The organism is Actinoplanes sp. NPDC049265, assembly GCF_043197135.1.
GTDB lineage: Bacteria > Actinomycetota > Actinomycetes > Mycobacteriales > Micromonosporaceae > Actinoplanes.
Map to the genome: position 1 here is coordinate 159181 of NZ_JBICSP010000015.1, position 21844 is coordinate 181024.

At 72.1% G+C, this 21844-nt stretch carries 15 protein-coding genes; 7 read left to right on the forward strand and 8 right to left on the reverse strand.

Going from position 1 to position 21844, the window contains the following annotated elements; all coding sequences use genetic code 11:
* Positions 1 to 25: 25 nt before the first annotated feature.
* A complete protein-coding gene (locus ACGFIO_RS31105; protein ID WP_392831420.1) occupies positions 26 to 2029 on the reverse strand; it encodes a methyl-accepting chemotaxis protein in 2004 nt (667 codons plus the stop codon).
* Positions 2030 to 2135: 106 nt separating this feature from the next.
* Here ACGFIO_RS31105 and ACGFIO_RS31110 point away from each other — a divergent pair, with 106 nt between their 5' ends.
* From ACGFIO_RS31110 to ACGFIO_RS31120, 3 genes are read left to right on the forward strand one after another with little or no spacing between them, the layout of a single operon-like run.
* Positions 2136 to 2579 (forward strand): SRPBCC family protein, encoded by a 444-nt coding sequence (locus tag ACGFIO_RS31110; protein WP_392831421.1) that lies wholly within the window; start codon positions 2136 to 2138, stop codon positions 2577 to 2579.
* Between the two features lie 43 nt (positions 2580 to 2622).
* Positions 2623 to 4023, forward strand: a complete 1401-nt coding sequence (locus tag ACGFIO_RS31115) for a glycosyltransferase (RefSeq protein WP_392831567.1) — start codon at positions 2623 to 2625, stop codon at positions 4021 to 4023.
* Positions 4020 to 6119, forward strand: coding sequence for a glycosyltransferase family 1 protein (locus ACGFIO_RS31120; protein ID WP_392831423.1), 2100 nt, complete (start codon positions 4020 to 4022; stop codon positions 6117 to 6119). Before ACGFIO_RS31115 ends, ACGFIO_RS31120 begins: the two co-directional genes overlap by 4 nt.
* On the opposite strand, the gene ACGFIO_RS31125 is transcribed toward ACGFIO_RS31120, so the two are convergent.
* From ACGFIO_RS31125 to ACGFIO_RS31135, 3 genes are read right to left on the reverse strand one after another with little or no spacing between them, the layout of a single operon-like run.
* Positions 6086 to 7603 (reverse strand): glycosyltransferase family 4 protein, encoded by a 1518-nt coding sequence (locus ACGFIO_RS31125; RefSeq protein ID WP_392831425.1) that lies wholly within the window; start codon positions 7601 to 7603, stop codon positions 6086 to 6088. The genes ACGFIO_RS31120 and ACGFIO_RS31125 overlap by 34 nt on opposite strands.
* A 7-nt stretch (positions 7604 to 7610) precedes the next feature.
* Positions 7611 to 9260, reverse strand: coding sequence for a glycosyltransferase family 4 protein (locus ACGFIO_RS31130; protein ID WP_392831428.1), 1650 nt, complete (start codon positions 9258 to 9260; stop codon positions 7611 to 7613).
* 44 nt (positions 9261 to 9304) lie between these two features.
* A complete protein-coding gene (locus ACGFIO_RS31135; protein ID WP_392831430.1) occupies positions 9305 to 10762 on the reverse strand; it encodes a D-glucuronyl C5-epimerase family protein in 1458 nt (485 codons plus the stop codon).
* 214 nt (positions 10763 to 10976) lie between these two features.
* Between ACGFIO_RS31135 and ACGFIO_RS31140 the strand changes: the two genes are divergently transcribed.
* From ACGFIO_RS31140 to ACGFIO_RS31150, 3 genes are all read left to right on the forward strand, one after another.
* A complete protein-coding gene (locus tag ACGFIO_RS31140) occupies positions 10977 to 12404 on the forward strand; it encodes an alpha/beta hydrolase (RefSeq protein WP_392831431.1) in 1428 nt (475 codons plus the stop codon).
* A gap of 39 nt (positions 12405 to 12443) precedes the next feature.
* On the forward strand, positions 12444 to 13859 hold the full coding sequence (locus ACGFIO_RS31145; protein ID WP_392831434.1) for a diguanylate cyclase domain-containing protein: 1416 nt from the start codon (positions 12444 to 12446) through the stop codon (positions 13857 to 13859).
* Positions 13860 to 13939: 80 nt separating this feature from the next.
* Positions 13940 to 14995: a glycoside hydrolase family 43 protein gene (locus ACGFIO_RS31150; protein WP_392831437.1), complete on the forward strand. Its 1056-nt coding sequence runs from the start codon at positions 13940 to 13942 to the stop codon at positions 14993 to 14995.
* A 12-nt stretch (positions 14996 to 15007) separates the two neighbouring features.
* Here ACGFIO_RS31150 and ACGFIO_RS31155 read toward each other — a convergent pair whose 3' ends face one another.
* The 4 genes from ACGFIO_RS31155 to ACGFIO_RS31170 all read right to left on the reverse strand — a co-directional run bounded on the left by ACGFIO_RS31155 (position 15008) and on the right by ACGFIO_RS31170 (position 19080).
* The gene (locus ACGFIO_RS31155) at positions 15008 to 16390 is read right to left on the reverse strand and encodes a CBS domain-containing protein (protein ID WP_392831440.1); all 1383 of its coding nucleotides are present in this window, start codon (positions 16388 to 16390) and stop codon (positions 15008 to 15010) included.
* Between the two features lie 8 nt (positions 16391 to 16398).
* On the reverse strand, positions 16399 to 16848 hold the full coding sequence (locus ACGFIO_RS31160; RefSeq protein WP_392831442.1) for a hypothetical protein: 450 nt from the start codon (positions 16846 to 16848) through the stop codon (positions 16399 to 16401).
* The gene (locus ACGFIO_RS31165; protein ID WP_392831444.1) at positions 16845 to 17780 is read right to left on the reverse strand and encodes a ParA family protein; all 936 of its coding nucleotides are present in this window, start codon (positions 17778 to 17780) and stop codon (positions 16845 to 16847) included. Before ACGFIO_RS31165 ends, ACGFIO_RS31160 begins: the two co-directional genes overlap by 4 nt.
* Positions 17781 to 18075: 295 nt before the next feature.
* Positions 18076 to 19080, reverse strand: a complete 1005-nt coding sequence (locus ACGFIO_RS31170) for an alpha/beta hydrolase (RefSeq protein WP_392831447.1) — start codon at positions 19078 to 19080, stop codon at positions 18076 to 18078.
* Between the two features lie 116 nt (positions 19081 to 19196).
* Between ACGFIO_RS31170 and ACGFIO_RS31175 the strand changes: the two genes are divergently transcribed.
* Positions 19197 to 21785 (forward strand): glycosyltransferase, encoded by a 2589-nt coding sequence (locus tag ACGFIO_RS31175; RefSeq protein ID WP_392831450.1) that lies wholly within the window; start codon positions 19197 to 19199, stop codon positions 21783 to 21785.
* The last annotated feature ends 59 nt before the right edge of the window (positions 21786 to 21844 follow it).

Below are 21844 nucleotides of genomic sequence, written 5' to 3' on the forward strand. Positions count from 1 at the left end.
GTCGGGCACGGTCCGGGGTGGGCGATCAGCCGGTCAGGGAGGCGATGTGGTCCTCGATCTTCCGGGCCTGCTCGTCGTCGGCGAAGAGGAACTGCAGGCCCAGCTGCTCGCCCTCCATGTTGGCCAGCCTGGTCCGCACCGGGAACCCGGCCACCGTCGTGTCGATCACGTCGCCCAGTCCGACGCCGCTCAGGTGGGCCGGATCCACCTGGACGCGCACGCCACCCACGCCCACGTTGATCAGCGTGGCCGGGATCGGCTCGGGCCGGCCGGCCTGGCGCAGCTCGATCGAGCCGGTGGCGGCGACCCGGTCGGACCGGCGGCGTTCCAGCTGCGCCGCCAGCCCGGACATCTCCTCGACCTTCTCGATCGTGGTCGACATCCGGTCGGCCAGCCGGGTCACCACCGCGCCCTGGTCGGACGCGGTCGCCCGCAGGGAGGTGGCGGCGTCGCCGACGCTGCCGATGCCGGTCACCATGGCCGAGATCGTGCCGGACATCTCGGACGTGGCCCGTTCGAGCTCCTCGATGGTCTCGGCGATCTGCTCGGTGGACTGGGTGGTCGTGGTGGCCAGTTCCTTCACTTCGTCGGCGACGACGGTGAAGCCGAGGCCGAGTTCCCCCGCCCGGGCCGCCTCGATGGTGGCGTTCAGGGCGAGCAGCCGGGTCTGGCCGGCGATGCCCTTGACCAGGGCCGCGGTGGCCGCCACCCGGCGCAGTGACCCTTCCAGGGTGGAGATCACCTCCTCGGCGTGGCGGGCGTGTTCGACCACCGCGTTGGTTGCGGCGTCGGTGGCCGAGATCTCCGAGTCGATCGTGTCGGAGGCGTGGCGTACGTCGCCGACCTGGGCGGTCACCTGGCGCAGTTCCTCGGCGATCACGGTGGTCGACTCGTCGATGATCGCCTGGGCCCGGTCGCGCAGCCGCATCTCGGCCTGCCGCTGGTGCAGGAAGCTGACCCGCAGCTGCTCCTCGCGCACCGACTGGGCCACTCTGAGCTCCTCCTCCTGCTGGATCAGCCGGTCGCGGGCGATGGTCAGGGCCTGGCCGATGTCGCCGAGCTCGTCCCGCCCGGAGGGCAGGGGGCGGCCGGTGAAGTCGCCGTCGGCGATCGCGCGCACCCCGGTCACGGCCAGAGCGACATCATGGCGGGTACGCCAGAGCACGCCGGCCGCGAACCAGGCCGCGAGCACGAACCCGCCGAGCGTCACGATCAGCACGATCAGCCGGCTCGAGGTGAAGCCGCCGATCCGGGTGGCGAGCAGTCCACGCAGCGCGTCGACCAGCGCCGGGGTGGCCGCCTTGATCGCGTCGGCGGGTGCCGTGACGTCGGCCGGCCCGGGACTCTCCAGGGCGCCGGTCAGGGTGTCGGCCAGGGCGCCGGTGGCGTCGGCGGCCGCGCTCAGCGTGGTGAGCTCGCCGGCCAGCCCGTCCCGGGCGGTGCTGTCGACGGCGGTCTTGATGTCGGTCCGCAGGCTGTCCGCCGCCCCGGCCAGGGTGCCAGCCCGCACGGCCTGGGCGGCGACCGCGTCGCTGCTGCCGGCCCGTTCCGCGGTAGCCGCCTCGTACGCCGCCAGCAGCGCCTTGGGCAGCTGCACGATCTGCGCGTCCATCACATAGAAGGAGTCGAGGTCGGGGTCGAGGATCAGGTTGGAGGTGTTGCCGGTCTCGGTGATCAGGGCGCCGAGCGCGGCGACCAGACCGGCCCGGTCGGTGGCGGCGGGCAGTCGCGTGGTCAGCTTCAGGTCGGGGTGGTCGGCCATCGCGGCCTCCACCGGCTTCAGGTCGGGGGCACGCCCGGCGACCGTGTCGGCCAGCGCGACCAGCGCCGCCTCGACCACGTCGGTGCCCTGCTCCTCCATCGTGCTGAACTCGATCTTCGAGTTGACCTCGCCGGTGTACGCCCACGTGGCTACCGCCCCGGGCACCATCAACACCAGGACGAGCGCGCCGAGGCGCAGACTGGTCCGCATCCGGTCGGCGGCGACCAGGACGGGACGCAGCAGCACCGGAGCGTGAGCGGCCGACATGTCCCGATTCCACCACGTTGCGGCGGGTTGTGAGTCCGATCTGGCGAGGACCGCGATCAGACGTATTCATGAACGACGGCCGGCGACCGGACCGTACCCTTGGGCGATGAGCATCGTCGTCGTGCGGTCCTTCGGCGTGAGTGCGACGGCTGAGGCGGTGCTCGACTATCTCCGCGACTTCGGCCACACCGAGGAGTGGGACCCGGCGACCCGGCGCAGCGAACGGATCGACTCCGGCCCGATCGCGGTCGGCAGCGCCTGGCGCAACGAGTCGCGGGTGCTGGGCCTGACCGCCGAACTCACCTACACCCTGTGCCGGGCCGAGACAGACCGGCTGGTCTTCGTCGGCCGCAGCGAGACCGCCACCGCGACCGGCACGTTCACGGTGATCCCGATCCCGCCGGGCAGCCAGGTCACCTACCACCTCGACGTGGAGATGCACGGTGTGGCCAAGCTGGCCACCCCGGTGATGAAGGCGGAGTTCGAGAAGCTGGGCACGCAGAGCGCGGCCCGCCTGGCCGAGGTGCTCCAGCCCGCCCTGGAGATTTAGTCAGTATCCGGGTGCGGCGTGCGTAGTTAGGCCCTGCGTGAGAATGCGACCCGGCTGGCGGCTGACCGGTCCGCGCCGGCGCACCGGGGGCCGGCCGCACGCCTACTATCTGGCCATCGGTTTCCCGCCGGCGGCCAAGAGCTGCGCGTACCGGATGCGGGAGACGGCCAACCAGCTGTACGCGCACGGCTGGGACGTCACCGTGATCACGATCCGGCAGGAGTCCTGGGAGCGCGAGTTCGGGCTGGACCACACGCTGTCCGAGGCGGTGCACCCGGCGGTCCGGATCGTCGAGCTGCCGCTGGTCCGTGACGACCTGCTGACCGACGTCCGGCGGTACTCCGAGGCCCGGTCGCTGGATCCGGCCCGCTGGATCCGGGAGTCGCGGGCGGCCGACCTGAGGAGCTTCCCGGAGCCGGTGTTCGGCGGCTGGCGCCCGGTGCTGGAGGACGCGCTGCTGCGCCTGCACCGCATGGACCCGGCCGATCTGCTGGTCACCACCTGCGTCCCGTACGTGAACCTGGCCGCCACCGGTCGCCTGCACGAGGTGGCCGGCGTCCCGTACGCGGTGGACTTCCGGGACGGCTGGTCGATCGATGTGATCGGGGGCGGCGAGGCGTTCCCGCCCGACTCGGAGGCCGGGCGCTGGGAGTCCCGGCTGCTGCGCGGCGCGGTCCGGTTCTGGTGCGTGAACGAGCCGATCGCCGAGCACTACCGGCGGCGCTATCCGGACCTGGTGGACCGGATCGAGGTGGTGCGCAACGGGTTCGACGCGGACAGCGTGCCGGCTGCCGCGCGTACCCCGGACCCGAAGAATTTGATCTTCGGCTATCTGGGGTCGGTCAACTTCAAGGCCGACTTCCTGGCCGAGATGCTGGACGCGTGGCGGGCCGCGCGGGCCGTCGACGAGCTGATCGCCCGGGCCACGCTGGACTTCCGCGGGCACATCGGCGCGGGCGCGACCCGGGAGGACACCACGCACGTCGAGCTGTTGCGGGCGGCCGCGGGCGACGGGGTCCGGTTCGGCGGCGCGGTGCCCAAGGCGCGGGTGGCGGAGACCTACGGCGGCTGGGACGTGTCGGTGCTGATGCTGGTCGGCGGCCGGTTCGTCACCTCCGGCAAGGTGTACGAGGTGCTGGCCAGCGGCCTGCCGGTGCTGTCGGTGCACGAGCCCGACCACGACGCGTGCACGGTGCTGGCCGGCAACCCGCTGTGGACCGGCACTGATACATCGGTGTGCTCAGAGCGCTCTGAGCACACCGATGCATCAGTGGGCGGCTCGCTTGTCGACCGGATCCGGCGGGCGGCGCGGCTGGCCCTGGCGGCCACCCCGGACCAGCGGGCCGCGGCCCGGGAGCTCGGCGCCCGCTACGCCCGCGCGGCCCAGATCGCGCCCGCGGTGGCCCGCCTGACCGAGGCCGTACGCGGACCGGCCGCCGCATGATCATGTCACGGACGTCGGACGCCGCCATGGGTGCCGAGGTGATCAACGTGCTGGTGGTGGCCGCGACCACGCCGGGGCGCCCGGCCGCCTTCGCCGAGTCGATGCGCCGGCTGGCCGACGCGGGCGCGGACGTCACGCTCATCGTCGGCGACGAGTTCCCGTTGTCCCGGCGGTACCGCGCGATGACCGGCACCAAGGGCCAGAAGCTGTGGTGGCGGGCCGCGGCCGACGCCCGGTTGCGGACGGCCGCGGCCCGGGCCGACGTGCTGGTGGCGCTGGACGCGGCCGCGGTGCACACGGTGTGGCAGCTGGCCCGCCGGCACCGGGGTACGGACGCGGTGCTCGGCCTCACCCCGGCGCTGCGCCGGGTCGAGGCCCTCGCGGCCCAGGGGATGCGCCTGCGGGTGCGGCGGTTGCTGGTGCGCGGGCCGTCCTTCGGGTACGCCCGGGAGGCGGTCCTCCGGCGGATCAAGGGGTACGGCCGGGCCGCCGCCCGCCACGCCACCGGCGCCTCCGTGCAGGGCACCCGGCTCGGCCGCGCGGCCTGGCAGAGCGCCCTGGCCGGCCTGCCGATGCCCGCCCGGGCCCGGTTGCCGCTGGCCCGCCGGGTGGCCGACGGGATGGCCCGGGCCGGGTACGCCGCCGAGGCCGGCAGCACGCTGACCGCCGCCGTCCGCCGGGTCCCGCAGCCGCGGCGCCGGGCCCGGTTCCTCAGCACCCCGGCCCTGACCGAGCTGACCGCCGGGCGCATCCCCCCGTACCTGGAGGAGGCCGCCGCCGCCGAACTCGCCTGCGCCGACGCCCAGCTGGCGCACAGCCCGGGACCGGCCGCGGCGGCCGCGCACCGGGCCGCCAAGCTGTTGTTCCACCGGGTCCTGCACTACGACTCGCTGACCTCGCCGGCCGCGCCGGACCCGGGTGCGTTCTTCGCACCGTGGCACCGCAGCGCCACCGGCCGCGCGCTGGCCGCACCCCGGGGCCGGTCGGTCCCGGCCGCTCCCCCACCGGCCGGGCGCCCGGTCCGCCTGCTGTTCCTGTACCGCATCAACGACAACTTCCTCAGCGTGCTGCGGGACCGTTACGCCGCCCGGGACGACGTCGAGGTGCGGTCGGTCAACGTCCACGACGACGACCGGCTGGAGAGCGCGGCGATCGAGCCGCAGCACTACACCGAGCATGTGCTGGGCGGCTCGCCGGACTACGCCGGGCCGGTCGCCGAGGTGCTGCGGCCGCACCTGGACTGGGCCGACACCGTGTTCGTGGACTGGTTCTCGCCCGCCGCCGGGCTGCTCACGCTGCTCGACCCGGGCCGCACCCGGGTGGTGGTGCGGCTGCACAGCTTCGAGGTGTTCGACATCTGGCCGCACCTGGCCGACCTGAGCCGGGTCGACGACCTGGTCTTCGTCTCCGAGCATCTGCGGGCCTACGCGCGGGCGATCCTGCCGGGGCTGGGCGGGCCGGGCCGGCCGCGTACCCATGTGCTGCCGCACCCGGCCGACCTGAGCGGCTTCGACCGGCCCAAGCCGCCGGAGGCCCGGTTCGCGCTGGGCCTGATCGGGGTGAGCGCGGTGGCCAAGGACCCGCGCTGGGCGTTCGAGGTGCTGCGGTTGCTGCGGGCCGGGGACGAGCGCTACCACCTGCGGCTGATCGGGGCCGACGTACGCGGGGACACGAGCGCGGCGGCCCGGCGCTACCGGCGGGCGTACGAGGAGGATCTGGCCGCGTTCCCACCCGGTGCGGTGCGGCGGCTGGGGCAGACCGACGACGTGCCGGCGGCGCTGACCGCGGTGGGGACGATCCTGAGCAGTTCGGTGCGGGAGAGCTTCCACTGGGGACTGGCCGAGGGCGCGGCCAGTCACGCCGTACCCGTGGTCCGGGACTGGCCGTTCTTCCCGGGCGCGGCGGCCCAGCTCTTCCCGCCGGAGTGGGTGGTGAGCGACCCGGCCGCGGCGGCGGCCCGGATTGTGGCGGCCACCGCGACCGAGGAGGTGTGGCGCAAGGCCGGGGCCGAGGCGGCGGCGCACGCACGGGTCACCTGGGACCACGCGGTGGCGGCCGAGCCCTACGACCGGCTGTTCGGGATCAGGTCGCGGTAGACCTGGTCGAGGACGGCGGCCTGGGCGCGCCAGGTCCACTGCTCGAGCAGGCCCGGTCGCGCGTACGCGGCCCGGTACCGCGCCGGGTCGGCCAGCACGGCACCGGCCGCCCGGACGTAGTCGTGCACGTCGTCGGCCGCGTACACCTCGCCCTGGCCGGTCGCCCGGACCGTGGCCGCCATCGCCCGCACGTCGCTGACCACCAGCGGCAGCCGCGCCTGGGAGTACTCGAAGAACTTGTTGCTCAGCGCGATCTCGTGGTTGGGCAGGTGGCGCAGCGGGCTGACGGCCGCGTCGGCCGCGCTCAGGTAGGACACCAGTTCGTCGTGGGGCACGTACGGCAGCAGGTGCACCCGGTCGCGTACCCCCAACCGGGTGGCCAGGTCCTCGATCGGGTCGGCGCCGCCCCGGTTCCCGTTGGGGTGCAGCGAGATCAGGGCCAGGTGCAGCTCGGGCAGGAACGGCAGGGCCTCGACGATCAGGTCGACGCCGCGGACCGGGGTGATGCCGCCGCAGTAGGCCATCAGCGGTGTGCCCGGGCCGACGCCGCAGTCGGCCCGCAGCTTCCCGCCGCCGGTGGCCGGGGCGTCGGGAGCGTTGAGCACCACGGCCGGTTTCCGGGCCAGACCGTGCCGCTCCTGGAGCCGGTCGGCCAGCATCGGTGACACCGTGACGACGGCGTCGGCGTACCGGGCGAACTCCCGCTCGTGCGCGATCTGGGCCGGCAGCCAGCGCGGGACGCCCGGCCGGCCCGGCATCCCGGCCACGTCCTCGTGCGCGTCCCAGACCAGCGCGACAGTGCGGCCGCGGGCGGCGGCGCGCAGCTTGGCCCGGGCGCCGACGCCGATCATCCGGTAGTCGTTGGCGTGGATCAGGTCGGGGTCGAGCGCGTCCACGACCGGTCCGAGGGACAACTCGTAGTCCCAGAGCGCCGGGTCGAGCCGCCGCCAGGCGCGCCGCCCGCGGGTCGCGGTCCACCAGCGCACGTTGGCGCGGGTCCAGAACGAGCGCTCGTTCTCCCGGGCCGCGGTCAGCCGGACCAGCTCGGCGTTCCGGAACCGGGTCCAGCGCTTGGCCACCCGCAGCGCCGCCTGGCCGGGCAGCAGACCGGCCCGCCGGGCGAGCAGCCGCCACCTCGGCACGCCGGCGCGGCGGGCGGCGGCCAGCTCACCGAAGCGGGCGATCAGCTCGGCCCGCCGGGCCCGGACCAGCTGCAGCCGGTAGCCCGCGGCGCGACCGGGCGGGTACGCGAGCGGCCGGCGCAGCGAGCGCTGGAACGTCGACCGGTGGTGCCGCAGCGGCGAGCGGATCCCGTACAGCCGTACCTGGGCCGGGCCGATCGACCAGGCCTCGCGCGGGCTGCCGGGGGTCAGCAGCCCGATCAGCGTGACGTCCCAGCCCGCCGCGGCCATCGAGCGGGCCTGTTTCTGCACCCGGGAGTCGCCGACCACACCGTTGTCGACGAGCATCACCACCCGGGTCACCTACCTCTCAACTGGCGGACCCCGGGCGAAGTTGCGTGCCGATCGGCATCCGGGCCCGCGGTGGCGCCGGGGCGACCGGCAGCACGGAGTCGTAGACGGTGTCGAGCACCGCCGCCTGGCGTTCCCAGGTCCACTCGTCGAGCCGGCCCGGCCGGTCGTAGGCGGACCGGTAGCGATCCGGGTCGGAGAGCACCGCGCGCACCGCCCGCAGGTAGCCGTCGAGGTCGCCGGCCGGGTACACCTCACCCTGCCCGGTCTCGGTGACCGTGGCCGCCATCGTGCGCGTGTCGCTGACCACGATCGGCAGCCGGGCCTGGGCGTACTCGAAGAACTTGTTGCTCAGCGCGATCTCGTGGTTGGGCAGGTGCAGCAGCGGGCTGACGGCCACGTCGGCCGCCGACAGGTAGCTCACCACCTGGTCGTGCGGGACGTAGGGCAGCACGTGGACCCGGTCGGCCACGCCCAGTTCGCGCGCGCGGGCGAGGTGCTCGTCGGCGGCGGCGCGGCGTTCGCTCGGCGGCACACAGACCAGGGCCAGATGTACGCCGGGCAGCTCGGTCAGCGCCTCGACCAGCAGGATCGTGTTCCGGGCGACGGACAGCCCGCCCCCGTACGCGATCAGCGGGGTGGCCCGGTCGATCTCGCAGTCGGCGCGCAGTTCCCGCGGCGGCTCGTCGTCCACCGCGGACTGCACCGGAATCATGGTCGGGCAGTTCATCACCACGGCCGGCAGCTCGCGCAGCCGGTGCTCCGCCCGCAGCAGCTCGGCCAGCGCGGGCGAGACCGTGACGACGGCGTCGGCGTGCGGCGCGTACTCCCGCTCGTAGCCGACCTGGGCCGGCAGCCAGCCCGGCCAGCCCGGGAACGGCGCCAGCCCGGGCACGTACTCGTGGGCGTCCCAGACCAGCTTGACCGTGCGGCCGCGGGCGGCGGCGCGCACCTTGGCCCGGGCGCCGACGCCGAGCATCTTGTAGTCGTGGGCATGGATGATGTCCGGTTCCAGGCCGTCGATCACCGCCGACATGGACAGCTCGAAGTCCCAGAGGCTCGGGTCCAGCCGGCGCCACGAGCGGCGGCCGCGCAGGATCCGCCAGATGCCGTTGCCGGCCCAGGTCAGCGGGGCGTGCGGGTTGCCCCGGGCCTCGGTCAGGCGCCGCAGCTCGCCGGTGCGCAGGCGTACCCACCGGCTCTGGATCTTGAGTAGGGCCCGGCCCGGCAGCAACCGCAGCAGACCGGCCAGCTCGGCCCCGCGCCCGGCCCCGGCCCGCCGCGCCGCCGCCAGCTCGGCGATCCGGAAGTGGACGTCGTTGTAGCGGCCGGCGACGGTCTGCCGGCGGTTGGCGGCCAGCGCGGTGCTCGAGTAGGCCAGTGGCCGGCGCGGCGACCAGCGCAGCTTGGAGTGGTGGGTGAACAGTGGGCGCCTGGTCCGGACCAGCTTGACCTCGGCCTGGCCGAGCCGCCAGGAGACCCGCCGCGCGTTCGGGTGGGCCACGCCGAGCAGCGTCACTTCCCAGCCCGCGGCGGCGGCCGACCGGGCCGCCTTCTGCACCCGGGAGTCCCCGTCGACGCCGTTGTCGACCAGCATGACGACCCGGCCGCGCGTCGCCTCGGGCGGATCGCTGATCCCGCCGAGGGGCTCGTCCATCGTCACCGTCATTGCTCACTCCCAGGGATCGGTGGCCCACGGTTCAGCAGGCATGCTCATCCCAACGGGTTCAACCGATCACAGGAAACGCCGCAAATCACCTCATCGTGGCTGTGTCGCCCGGCCGCTCGCATCGTCGTCCGCGGCGTGACGGGCAGCCACCACCCGCGCAGCGAACCGGCCGAGACGAGGACCGCGAACCGGCCGTCGATCCAGCCCACCTTGGCCACGCCGGTCTGGCTGGCCGCCGACACCTGGGCCACGCTCGGCCCGCTGATGGCATAGACCAGGTGCGACCCCTTGGCCAGGATCACGCTGCGCCGGCCGAAGTACGGCACGACCGAGACCGGCGTGGTGGTGGACTGCCGGCCCGGGTACTCCCGCACCCAGAACCCGGCCAGCGCACCCTTGGTGACGTGGTACCAGAAGCCCGGCTGCCCGCTGATCCGCCGCCGCTGGTCGACCGGGGCCGAGGACGCCGCGCTCAGCGTGACCGTGCGCCGGGCCCGCACCCGCCCGTCGGTGACAGCGCGGAAGGTCACGCCGACGTGCGCGCCGCGGTTGAACCGGATCGTGGCGGTGACCTTGGGCATGGTGAAGTCGCCGTGCAGGATCTCGGCCATCCCGGCGAAGACCGGCTGACCGGAGAGCGCCTGCAGATGCAGCAGCTGATTGACGTGGATGTTGTGGTATTTCTCGCTGGGCACGTCGCCACGCAGGCTGTAACTGGAGGCCCAGCCCGGGTTCCGGAAATACCGCAGCAGGTAGGTGTAGACGGTCAGGGTGGCCTGGCCGAAGAGCGCGGCGGCGGCCGGCGAGCGGGTCGCGTTCCAGTAGTCCCAGACGCCGTAGAGCGCGAAGATGTGCCCGTTCAGCACCCGGGCCGAGGTGGCCGGGGCCGGGCCCGGGTACTCCTCCAGCCACAGCCGCCCGGCGGCGTCCTTGTGGGTCACCCACGGCACGCCCGGCGCGTAGTCCAGCCGCAGCGACGCGAACGACCGGTCGGCCGCCCGCCGCCACTCGGCCGAGCCGGTCGCCTTGGCCAGCCGGATGAACAGCGACGTGGCCTGCCCCTGGGCCATGCCCGAGTACCACGGCGCCCGCATGGTCAGATTGATGCCGGAGCTGAGCGGGAAGTCGAAGCGGTACGGGAAGAACCAGGCGCCGCGCGACTCGACGTGGGTGTCGACCAGCCGCCGGGCCTGGCGCTGGGCCAGGTCGAGATACCAGGTGTCGTGGGTCCGCCGGTAGTTGTTGACCAGGGCCAGGCCGTACTGCGCCTGGGCCACCGGGTGGTTCATCTTCCGGCCGCCGGTGATCTGCGGGCTGCTGAACATCCGCACGCCCTGCCCGTCGATCACCCCGGTGTTCCGCTTGGGCAGGTCACCGCCGTCGTGGTAGGGCCACGAGTTGACCGCGACCACCCGCGGACCGAACGCCGCGGTGGCCGCCTCCGCCGGCGCCGGGCTGATCAACATCGACAGAACGGCCACCAGCGCCACGATTGGTCTCACCCGTACAAACTCGTGGCCTCCGGCGTTTTAAACCGGCGAACGAGACGCGGTAATCCGTTAGAGGGACGGCCCGGCCGCCCGGTCCCATTCGATCTCGCGGATGCGCGATCATCACTCCAGAGTGGACCCGGGGCGGGCCGGTAGGGCCAGCCCTACCCGACTCCACCATCCAGGCCCAGTGCGTCGAAGTCAGCCGATTTCTACCGTCGATGCCATGCCAACTCTCGCCGCCGTTCTACTGACCGTCGTGTCGCTCTTCTCGCCGCCGGCCCCGGCCCCGCTCGCCTGGGGGTCCTGCGTGCAGGGTCCGGACGACGTCCTCGGCGCCTACCTCGACCAGGCCGGGGCCACCTGCGCCACGCTGCAGGTGCCGGTCGACTACGCGCATCCGTCGGCCCGGACGTCGGTCGCGGTGACCCGGCTCAAGGCGACCGATCCGGCCCACCGGCGCGGTTCGCTGCTGCTCAACCCGGGCGGCCCGGGTACGAGCGGGCTCGAACTGGCCGCGGCGGCACCGCAGTACTTCGGCGAGCTGCTGGCCCGGTACGACATCATCGGGATGGACCCGCGCTTCACCGGGCGCAGCGACCCGATCGAGTGCGACTGGACGACCAACACCTTTCTGCGCTCGGCCGGGCCCGATCGGCGGACGTTCGACCGGAACGCCGCTCTGATGCGTACCCTCGCCGACGGTTGTGTCAAAGCCGGCCGCGACCGCCTCCCGCACGCCACCACCCGCAACACCGCGCGCGACATCGACCGCCTCCGGATCGCCCTCGGCGAAGACAAGATCAACTACTTGGGCTACTCGTACGGGACCTACCTCGGCGCCGTCTACCTGCAGATGTTCGGTGACCGCGCCGGCCGGTTCGTGCTCGACAGCGCGGTCGACCCGGACTTCTACGGCCCCCGGCTCTTCACCCGCAACGCGCCCGCCATGGAGGACGCCCTGCTGCGGTTCGCCGGCTGGGCCGCGGAGCGCGACGCCACCTACCACCTCGGCGCCTCCCCGGCCGCGGTCCTGGCCACCGTCGACCGCCGGCAGCGGGAACAGTCGATCGGCTCGTACCGGGTGGACGCCGGCTTCCTGCCCGGCTACCTGTTCAAACGGCTGGCCACGGCCGAGTACGAGACGATGGCCACCGAGCTCGGCTTCTTCGGCCAGGCCGGCCCGCTCCCGGAGTCGCTCGAGAACTACCTGCGCGGGCTGTTCACCGGCGACTACGACGCCTCCGACCGGTCCGGGACGCCGATCCTGTGCGCGGACCGGCCGGTCACCGGCGACGCGTCGTCCTACTACCGCGACATCGAGCGGCACCGCCGCGACGAACCGCTGTTCGGGCCGTTCACCCGCAACATCTCGCCGTGCGCCTACTGGCCGGTCCGAGGCACCGAGGCGCCGACCGAGATCGGCAACGACCGGCCGGTGCTGGTCGTCGGGGCCGACCACGACCCGATCACGCCGTACGCGGGCCAGCTGGCCATGCGGAAGCGGCTGACCGGCTCGTCGTCGGTCACCGCCCACGACACCTACCGGCACACGGTCTACAAGGCCGCCGGTAACCCCTGCGTCGACCGTGTGGTCACGAAGTACCTGCTGGGGGAGACCGTCCCGGTCACGACCGACTGTCCGGTTTCGTGAACCACTCCGTCGGAGGCCGCGCCTGCCGATAGGGAGGAGGTGAAGCGCCTGCCGACCGCCGCGGTGCCCGCGATCGCCGTGATCGCGGGCCTGCCGACGGTGCTGGGCTCCGGGCTGGCCGAGGCGGCGTACACCCTCGCCTTCGTCTTCTTCGTGGTGCTGGCCTGGCTGGGCGTGCGGCGGCAGACCGGGCCGGCCCGGGCCGCGTACGCCCTGATCGCCTCGGCCCTGACCAGCTGGCTGGCCGGTGACCTGCTCCACTCGGTCCTGGACCGGGTCTTCGACCGGCCCGCCGAACTCACCGCGGCCGACGTCTTCTGGGTCGCCGGCTACCCGCTGCTCACCGTCGGCTTGCTCCAGCTGGTCCGGCTGCGTGCGCCCGGCCGGCTGCGCGAGGCGGTGCTGGACGGGCTGGCCATGACCGTCGTGGTCACCGCGCTGTTCTGGCAGTTCCTGATCAGCCCGGCCGTCGCCGACCACGAGTTCGGCCTGCCCGAGCTGTTCGGCATCCTCTACCCCTTCGGCGACGTGCTGTTCTTCGTCGCCGGGGCGCTGCTCGTCCTCGCTCCCGGCCGCCGCAGCGGGCCGATCCGCTACCTCATCGCCGCGATGGCGCTGACCTTCGGCGGCGACGTCACCATCTCGCTCACGCCGTACTGGTTCCCCGGCTTCGACGACACCCGGCTGGACGCGCTGCTCCTGCTGGCCAACAGCCTGATCGCCGCGGCATTGTGGCATCCCCGGGCGGCTCGCCTGGCCGAACCGGCCGGCGCCCACCACGACGAACGGCTGCACCCCGGCCGCGTCGTCTTCCTCGGCATCGCGCTGCTGGCCCTGCCCGCCCTGGCCGACACCCAGGTCAACGACGTGACCCTGGGCCGGGCGACCATCCTGATCGCGATGGTGCTGCTGACCATGATCGTGCTGACCCGCTTCACGCTGGTCGTCCGGGCCCAGGAACGTGGCCGCTCGATCCTGGCCCACCGCGCCGCCCATGACCAGCTGACCGGGCTGGTCAACCGGCAGGAGCTGCACCACCGTCTGACCGCGGCCCTGGCCCGGGGCAGCGACGGGGGCCCGGTCGTGCACTTCCTCGACCTCAACGGCTTCAAGCCCATCAACGACCGGTACGGCCACGCGGCCGGCGACCAGGTGCTGGTGGAGGTGGCGGGCCGGCTGCGGGCGACGGTGCGCGCCACCGAGACGGTGGCCCGGCTCGGCGGCGACGAGTTCGTGGTGGTGTCGCCGACGGTCGCCGACGCGGCCGGCCTGACGGAACGTCTGCGGACGACGATCGGCGAACCCATCGCGCTGGATCAGGAGAGCTCGGTCCAGGTCGCGGTGAGCATCGGGGTGGCCTTCGCCGGGGCGCTGGAGCAGCCGACGTCCGACGCGCTGCTCGCCGCCGCCGACGCGGCGATGTACTACGAGAAGGCGTTGACCTCGACATATTGATGGGCTTGACATTTACAACGTTGGACGCGGATGCTCGGGAAAGCTCCTCCCGGATCCCCCACGCCACCGTTGGAGTGATCATGAAGCTGCCCCGCGTACCCGTCGTCATCGCTCTTGTCGCCGTCGCGGCGCTCGCCGCCGTCCGGTCCGCACCACCGGCCGAGGCCGCGCAGGTGATGCGCGCCGCCGATCCCAGCATTCTCCGCGTCGACAGCACCTACCACTCGGTCCAGTCCTGGAACGGCGGCATCGCCGTACGCACCGCCTCCTCCCCCGAAGGCATGGCCGGCGCGCCCGTGCACCAGGTGTGGACCGACACCCGCAACCTGGGCGAGATCTGGGCGCCCGAGTTCTCGATGGAGGGCGGCCGCTTCTACATCCACTTCTCGGCCGGCCGCGGCGCCGCCCACCGGATGTACGTGATCAGCTCGGCCCGCCCCAACAGTGACTACGGCGCCGAGACGAAGGTCAACCTGCCCGACGACAAGTGGGCCATCGACGGCACCATGTTCACCTTCAACAGCCAGCGCTGGTTCGTCTGGTCCGGCTGGGCCGCCGACACCAACGTCGAGCAGAACCTCTACATCGCCCGGATGAGCAGCCCGAGCCAGTCCACCGGCGGCCGCTCCATCATCAGCCAGCCCCGTGAGGGCTGGGAACGGGTGGTCGGCAACCCGTACATCAACGAGGGCCCCGAACCGATCAAGGACCCCAACGGCCAGCTGCACATCGTCTACTCCGCCAACGGCTCCTGGAGCGACCAGTACTGCCTGGCCGACCTGCGGCTGCGGGCCGGCGGCGACCCGACCTACGTGTGGGACTGGTACAAGTCCAACGGCTGCCTCTTCGGCTCCAACCGCGCCACGATGATGGCCGGCTGGGACCCGACGCTGAACGTCAACGGCCCCGGCCACCACAGCTTCGTCCTGCTCTACGGCGACATCGCCACCAGCCCGCCGGCCGGCCCGCGCTTCCCCCTGATGTTCCACGCGGTCCCCAAGGGCACGCCGTACTCCTGGGAGAACCGCTACTGGTACACGGGCAGCTTCTGCTGGTGGGGCAGCGTCACCTACAGCCGCGCGAACGTACCCGGCCCGAACACGGACACCGGCTGGGGTCTCAAGTTCTTCGAGTGACCGGCCCCGTGGTCAGGACAGATCACCGTAACGGCGCAGGAGCATGTTCAGCTTTCGCAGCTTCTCGATCGTGCCCTCCGGCGGCGGATCCGGCTTGAAGTGCATCACGTCGTTGCGGATCCGCCTGATCTCGTCCAGCCGCTCGATGAACGTGACCCGATCCAGCGGCCAGCCCAGCGCCGCCCACACCCCGCCGTCGCTGAGCACACGCTGATATTCACCCATGGAGAGCTCGTCGAACGAACGGACGGCCTTGCCACAGATCTCGGCCACCTGATCCAGTCCGACGTTGCGGGAGATGACCCGGCGCAGACTTCGATCGAGTTCGCCGATCTGAAAGAACGGCAGGGCCATCTCCCCGTACGCCCGCACCACGTCGGCCGTGGTGACGATGCCGGCGATGGTGTTGTCCTGGTCGCGTACGAACACGAACCCGGTGCGCTGCAGCTCGGGCAGCACGTCGATGAGTTCCTTGTCGTACCGCACGGCGACGACGTCCGCTTCGATCGCGTCGGACAGCCGCGCGTCGAGGTTGGCGTGGCGGGCGTGCGCGATCGACGTCCAGGTGACCGCACCGCGCAGGTTGCGGGGGCCGTTCAGGACGGCCAGCTGCGAGAAGTCGTTCAGCAGGAGCTTGGTGATGGCCTCGTCGAAGGTCGCGTTGGGCGCCACGAACTTCAGGCCGCCGAGCGCGGACGGCAGGTTGCCCACGGTGAGACCGATCGGATCGCCGTCGCCGTCGCCCTCGTCGACGTCGGCCGGGGCGACTTGCGCCGGCGCCGCGGCCCGCTCGTCGGCGTACGCCGGGGCCACCACCAGACGCACTGTCGCGTCCAGGGTGACCTTGCGGAAACTGGGCGAGGTCACGAGGCCGTGGTTGGCCAGGTCGGCCTCGATCCGGATGATCTGCTCGCCACGATCGCGAGCGCCCCAGAGCGACAGCAGTTCCCGCACCGAGAACTCCTCCGGGGCGTTGTCCTCGGCTCGTTTGCGGGCCTCGCGAAGCCGCTCGTGGACACGGACCTCGAACGTCTCCACCCGGGCCTGGTCCCCGGCCGTGGCCACCGCCCGGTCCAGCAGCTCCTGCCGAAGCGCGTCCAGCGGCTTGCCGGTCTTCACCACGACCCAGGCCAGCCAGCCGTCCACGGCCCGCATGCCGGCGGCGACCTGCGCCGCGCGCGAAGGCGTGGGGAACTCCTGGCCGTCGGGCAGAAGCCGCACCCGGCCGCTCCCGGTGACCTCGGCGTGATGGATCGCGCCGACCCGGCGACGCCGGAACCGCAGCTGGGCGCCCGGTTCCAGGAGCTGGGCGTCGAGCAGATCGCGGACCTGGACCCGACGGCCGCCCAGCAGGTACATGGACCGCTGGGGTGCGGTCATCGTCTCCTCGGTCATGGCCGACGTCATCCCTGCCGCAGAAGCGCGTGCTTGGCCCGGCCGAGAGCGAGACCGAGAATCTTCTTGACCGTGTCGTCCTTGGACCGGCCCGGCGTCACGTTGAACTGCCGGGCGAGAGCCTTGAGGTCGTCGAATCGCACATCCCGGAGAAGTTCGGCGCCGTCCTCGCGGGTCTCGCAGCCCCGGAGCCGTTCCGCCATGGCCCCGGTGTCGAACGGAGTGCCGGCGAGTGCGGTCTTCGATCGGGCGGTTCGCTTCGGGGCGGGCCGCGCGGGGGCCGGCGGGGTTTCCGCCTTCGCGATGACGACCGGCGGCGCGGGCCGCGCCGGTGCCTCGTCGACGACCGCCAGCGTGGCACGGCCCTCGGCGAGCGCGCGCAGCCGGTCCACCGGCAGTCCCGACAGAAGCTCGAACACCCGGGCCTGAAGACGGAGCAGTAGTCCGATGTCGCTCACCGCTTGGACCCCACACCGGCGCCCTCGAGCACCTCGGTCGTCAGTCTGCGGAACTCCACCGCGACCTCATCGGTGACCGGCGCCCGCAGCACCGCGGGCACGCCGCTCTCACCGGCGTCACCGAAATGGCGCGGGCTGTCGCGCATCATGCCGGTGAGGACATTCATCTCCGCGTTGAGACGTACGTCCTCCATGTAGTACTGCTGTGTTCCGATCGGCTTGCCGGCATAAATCTTGACCATGGTGAAGACGACACCCAGGAAACGCGTCTCGATTGTCCGGTCGTGCCCGCGGGCGCCGTGGTTGACATAGTCGTTGTACTCGGCGACCAGGCCGTCGCAGTTGCCGGCCAGGTATTGAATTCCCAGGGTGGAGAGATAGTCGGCCTTGGCCGGAACAAGAACGTGATCACTGGCCACGATCGCGGTCTTGGTGACGAGTCCGAAATTCGGCGCGCAGTCGATCAAGACGAGATCATATTCCTGGAACGCATCGTCCTGGAGCGCACGGGCGAGGCAACCATGCAGGTCGAGGAACTTCTTCTTGGACTCGCCCAGTGTCGTCCCGCCGCCCAGCCGGGCCGCCAGCCGCAGGTCGATGTCGATCAGCTTGAGGTGCGAGGAGATCAGGTCGAGACGGCCGCCGGTCACCGCCACCTGCTCGTTCATCACCGGTGGCGTCACCACCAGCCGGTGCAGGTCGACCTCGCGGCCGGGCGCGTCGCCCTCGTACCACCGCATGATCGTCGTGTCCTTGCGCAGGTCTTCCCGCCACTGCTCGACGCTGTAGAACGAGAAGGTGAGATTGGCCTGCGGGTCGAGGTCGATCAAAAGCACACGGAGACCACGATTCGCCGCCTCGGCCCCGAGATTCGCGGTGAGCGTCGTCTTACCGACCCCACCTTTGTAATTCATGATCGCGATGACCTTCACGCTGCTTCTCCCCGCGGTCGACGATCCGACGTTTGCGACCCTAGCGAGGATCCGGCACGGCCTGAATGCGTGTCACGGTCGCCACATTCCCCGATCGTGCGAACTTCACCCGACCGGAGATCGACTCGGGCGCAGGGGCGGCGTGACTACTCAGCGGAGTGAACTGCGGGTTGATACAGGTGTCGGAACGACGCCGTCACACCCGCCGACCCGACAGCATTACACGACTCGCGGGCACAGGTCCACCGGCGACGATCGGGCCGAAAATTCAGTCTTCCGGGTCGATGCCGTCCGGCTATGGGCGCGAGGCGATCGCCTTGCGGAGGGCGGCTATGAAGTCGTCGCGGAAGGCGATCATGGACTCGGCGCGGTCGGCCAGGAAGGCGTCGGCGCCGTGGTACATGCCGGGGACGACGACCAGGTCGGTGGGTACGCCGGCCAGGGTCAGGCGGCCCGCGTACTCGACGTCCTCGGCGTGGAAGAGGTCCAGGTCACCGACGCCGATCCAGGCGGGGGCCAGGCCCGTCAGGTCGTCACGGCGGGCCGGGACCGCGTACGCTCGCGGCTCCGCCTCGCCCGGCCGGTGCCCGAGATACGACGTCCAGCCGAAACGGTTCGAGGCCGGCGTCCACACCAGCTCGCCGGTGCCCAGGTGGTCGTCGCGCAGCGCGGTCCGGTCGTCCAGCATCGGGTAGATCAAGCCCTGGAAGCACAACGGCACGTCCCGGTCGTACGCCATCTGGGCCAGCGCCGCGGCCAATCCCCCACCCGCGCTGTCACCGGCGACCGCGATCCGCGCCGGGTCGATCCCCAGCGCCGACGCCTGCTCGTGGATCCAGGTCAGCGCCCGGAAGCAGTCATCCAGCCCGGCCGGGAACGGGTCGCCCACCGCCTTGCGGTAGTTGACGCTGACCACCAGCACGCCCAGCTCGGCGGCGATCCGGCTGCAGATCGGGTGGTAGGTCGACGGGTGGCCGATGACGTACCCGCCGCCGTGGATGTAGAGCAGGGCGCCCGAGGGCAGAGCGCGCGCCTTGGGCTGGTAGACGAACACCTCGGGCGGGAGGTCACGCTGGTCGAGGGTGACGCCGGGGGCCACCGGGCCGGGCCGGACCGGCACCCGCGCGAGGGCGCGCACCACCAGCCGGGACGTGATCTGGAATGGCGCGTAGAGGACCGGGTGCCGCAGTTCCTCGGGCACCATGGCGATCGCCCGCCGCTTGCCCAGGTACGACCGCACACCCACGGCCACCGCGGCCGCCCCCGCCGCCAGCGCGACACCGCGCATCAGCCGCTTCACAGCGCGAACCCTATCGCCGGGCCGGGAGGAGCGGGCGGCAACGGTGCCTCGTTGTCCGTTATGACGGGTAGAGTCCCGTCGGTCGTTTTGGCAGGGAAAACGTGAAAGGCGAGATTATGACGAGCGCGCCTCGACTTCTGGTGGTCGTCGCCAACGGCATCACGGGTGACTCCCGGGTGCAGAAGACGGCGATCGCCGCGGCCCGCGCGGGCTGGGACGTCACCCTGCTCGGCGCCGGCGGGCGCAACGGCCACCGGTCCGAGACCGTGATGGGCCCGGTGCGCGTGGTGCGCCTGCCGATGACATCGAAGTTCGCCGCCCTGCAGACCCCGGGACCACGCGCCCTGCCGCTGCTGCTGGGCGGAAAACGGGAGAACAACCGGGTGGCCCACCAGGCCTGGCTGCGGCAGGCCACCGCCCGAATCGGCACGCTGCGCACCGGCGGTCGCGGCCCCAGCGTGGCGGTGCGCCTGCCGCTCAGCAAGGCGCTCGGCGCGGTCGTCCGCGGCCGCCGCGCGATCCACCGGATCCAGATGAAGGCCTACCACTGGCAGGCCGGGCGGGCCGGCCGCCCGACCGGCGACTGGCGCCGCGACTGCCCCTCGCTGGTCGACCTCGACCTGGTCTTCGGTCCGGTGATCGAGGAACTCGAACCGGACGTCATCCACGCCAACGACATCACGATGATCCACACCGTGGCGATGAGCGTGGCCCGGATGCGGGCACGCGGCGAGCAGGTCGCCTGGCTCTACGACGCCCACGAGTACGTGCCCGGCATCGACTCGTGGAAGCCGGCCGCGGCCCGCGCGTACCAGGAGATCGAACGCCGTTTCATCCGCCAGGCCGACGCGGTCGTTACGGTGTCCCCCGAGATCGCCGACCTGCTGCGCAAGGACTACCGGCTGCCGGAAACCCCGGTGGTGGTCCGGAACACGCCGATCCGCGAGACCATCGGGGTGGCCAACCCCAAGCCCTCGGTACGCGCGAACTGCGGCCTCGCCGACGACGTACCGCTGCTGGTCTACTCCGGCTGGCTCGCGCCCGAACGCGGGCTCGGCACCGCGATCACCGCCCTGCCCGAACTGCCCGGCGTGCATCTGGCCATCGTCTCCGGCCACAAGTCGGCCGAACGCGAGAAGCTGCTGGCCCGGGCCGAACAGCTCGGCGTCCTGGACCGCGTGCACGTGGTGCCCTACGTGCCGCAGTACGCCGTACCCGACTATCTCTCCTCGGCCGACCTCGGCCTGATCTGCTCGCAGCGCACCCTCAACTACGAGATCTCACTGCCCACCAAACTGGCCGAATACCTGCACGCCGGCGTGCCCATCGTGGCCAGCGACGTGCGGACGCTGGGCGAGTTCGTCCGCGGCCACGACGTCGGCCAGGTGTTCACCGCCGACGACCCGGTGACCTTCGCCGAGGCGGTCCGCACGGCCCTGGACCGGCGGGCCGAACTGGCCGGCAACATCACCGGCGAGCTGCTCACCGAGATGTCCTGGGAGGAGCAGATCAAGGGCCTGACCACGACGTACGCCCGGATCGCCCCGAAGAAACCGGAGTCGGCGCGCACGGACGTCTCGTGGGCGGTCGACGAGAACGGCCGGCGCCCGGCGGCCCTGCCCGCGGCGGTCACGTCGGCCGCGCTCCCCCGGTGGCGCCCACTCAGCGTCACCTCGAAGATCCGGCTGGGCCTGGGCACCGCCAACTACGCCGGCCAGCTGGCCGCCTTCGCGCAGGCGATCTGCCGCGACCACCCCGACGTCTCCGCCGAGGTGTCGATGCGCCAGCACAGCGGCAGTTTCACCTTCCCGGCCGACGTCTACCTGGACACCGACCGGCAGAACGAGCTGCCCACCCAGATCGCCCAGATGCAGCGCATCATCGGCCGTTACACCCACCTCGTCGCCGACGCCTTCCTGCCGGTCTTCGGCCTGCTCAACGGCAACACCATCGAGGGCGACCTGCCGGCCCTGCGCCGCGCCGGCATCAAGGTGGCGTTGCTGGCCCACGGCAGCGAGATCCGCCACCCCGCCCGCCACATGCGCGTCCACAAGTACTCGCTGTTCCACGACGCGCCGGAAGGCCGCGTCCGCCAGTACACCGCCCACGCCGACCGCAACAAGCGCATCGCCGAGTCGAGCGGCCAGCCACTGTTCGTGACCACCCCCGATCTGCTCGACGACCTGCCCACCGCCACCTGGGCGCCGCTGGTGGTCGACGTCGACGCCTGGTCCAGCGACGTGCCCGTGATGGAACGCCCCCGCCCCAAGGTCCTGCACGGCCCGTCCCAGCGCTGGACCAAGGGCACCGAACGCATCCTGCCCACGCTGCAGCGCCTGCACGACAAGAACGCCATCGAGTTGGTGCTGGCCGAGCGGGTGAGCTGGGACGAGATCCGCGAGCTGGTCCGCTCCTGCGACATCGTGGTCGACCAGTTCGCCGTCGGCTCCTACGGCACCCTGGCCGTCGAGGCCATGGCCGCCGGCCGCCCGGTCGTCGGCTACCTCGACGACCGGGTCCACGCGGCGGCCGGCGTCCACCCGCCGATCGTCAACGCCACCCCCGACACCCTGGGCGCGGCGCTGGAGTCCCTCCTGGACGATCCGTCCCGCACGGCCAAAATCGGCTTCGAGTCAGCCGCGTACGCCCGCGACACCCACGACGGCCGCCGCACCGCCCAGGCCTTCGCCGCCTTCCTCGAGTAGCCGACACCCATCACCGACCACGCTCGACTCGTGGCGTTCGGCCCGCGCTAGGTGCGTTT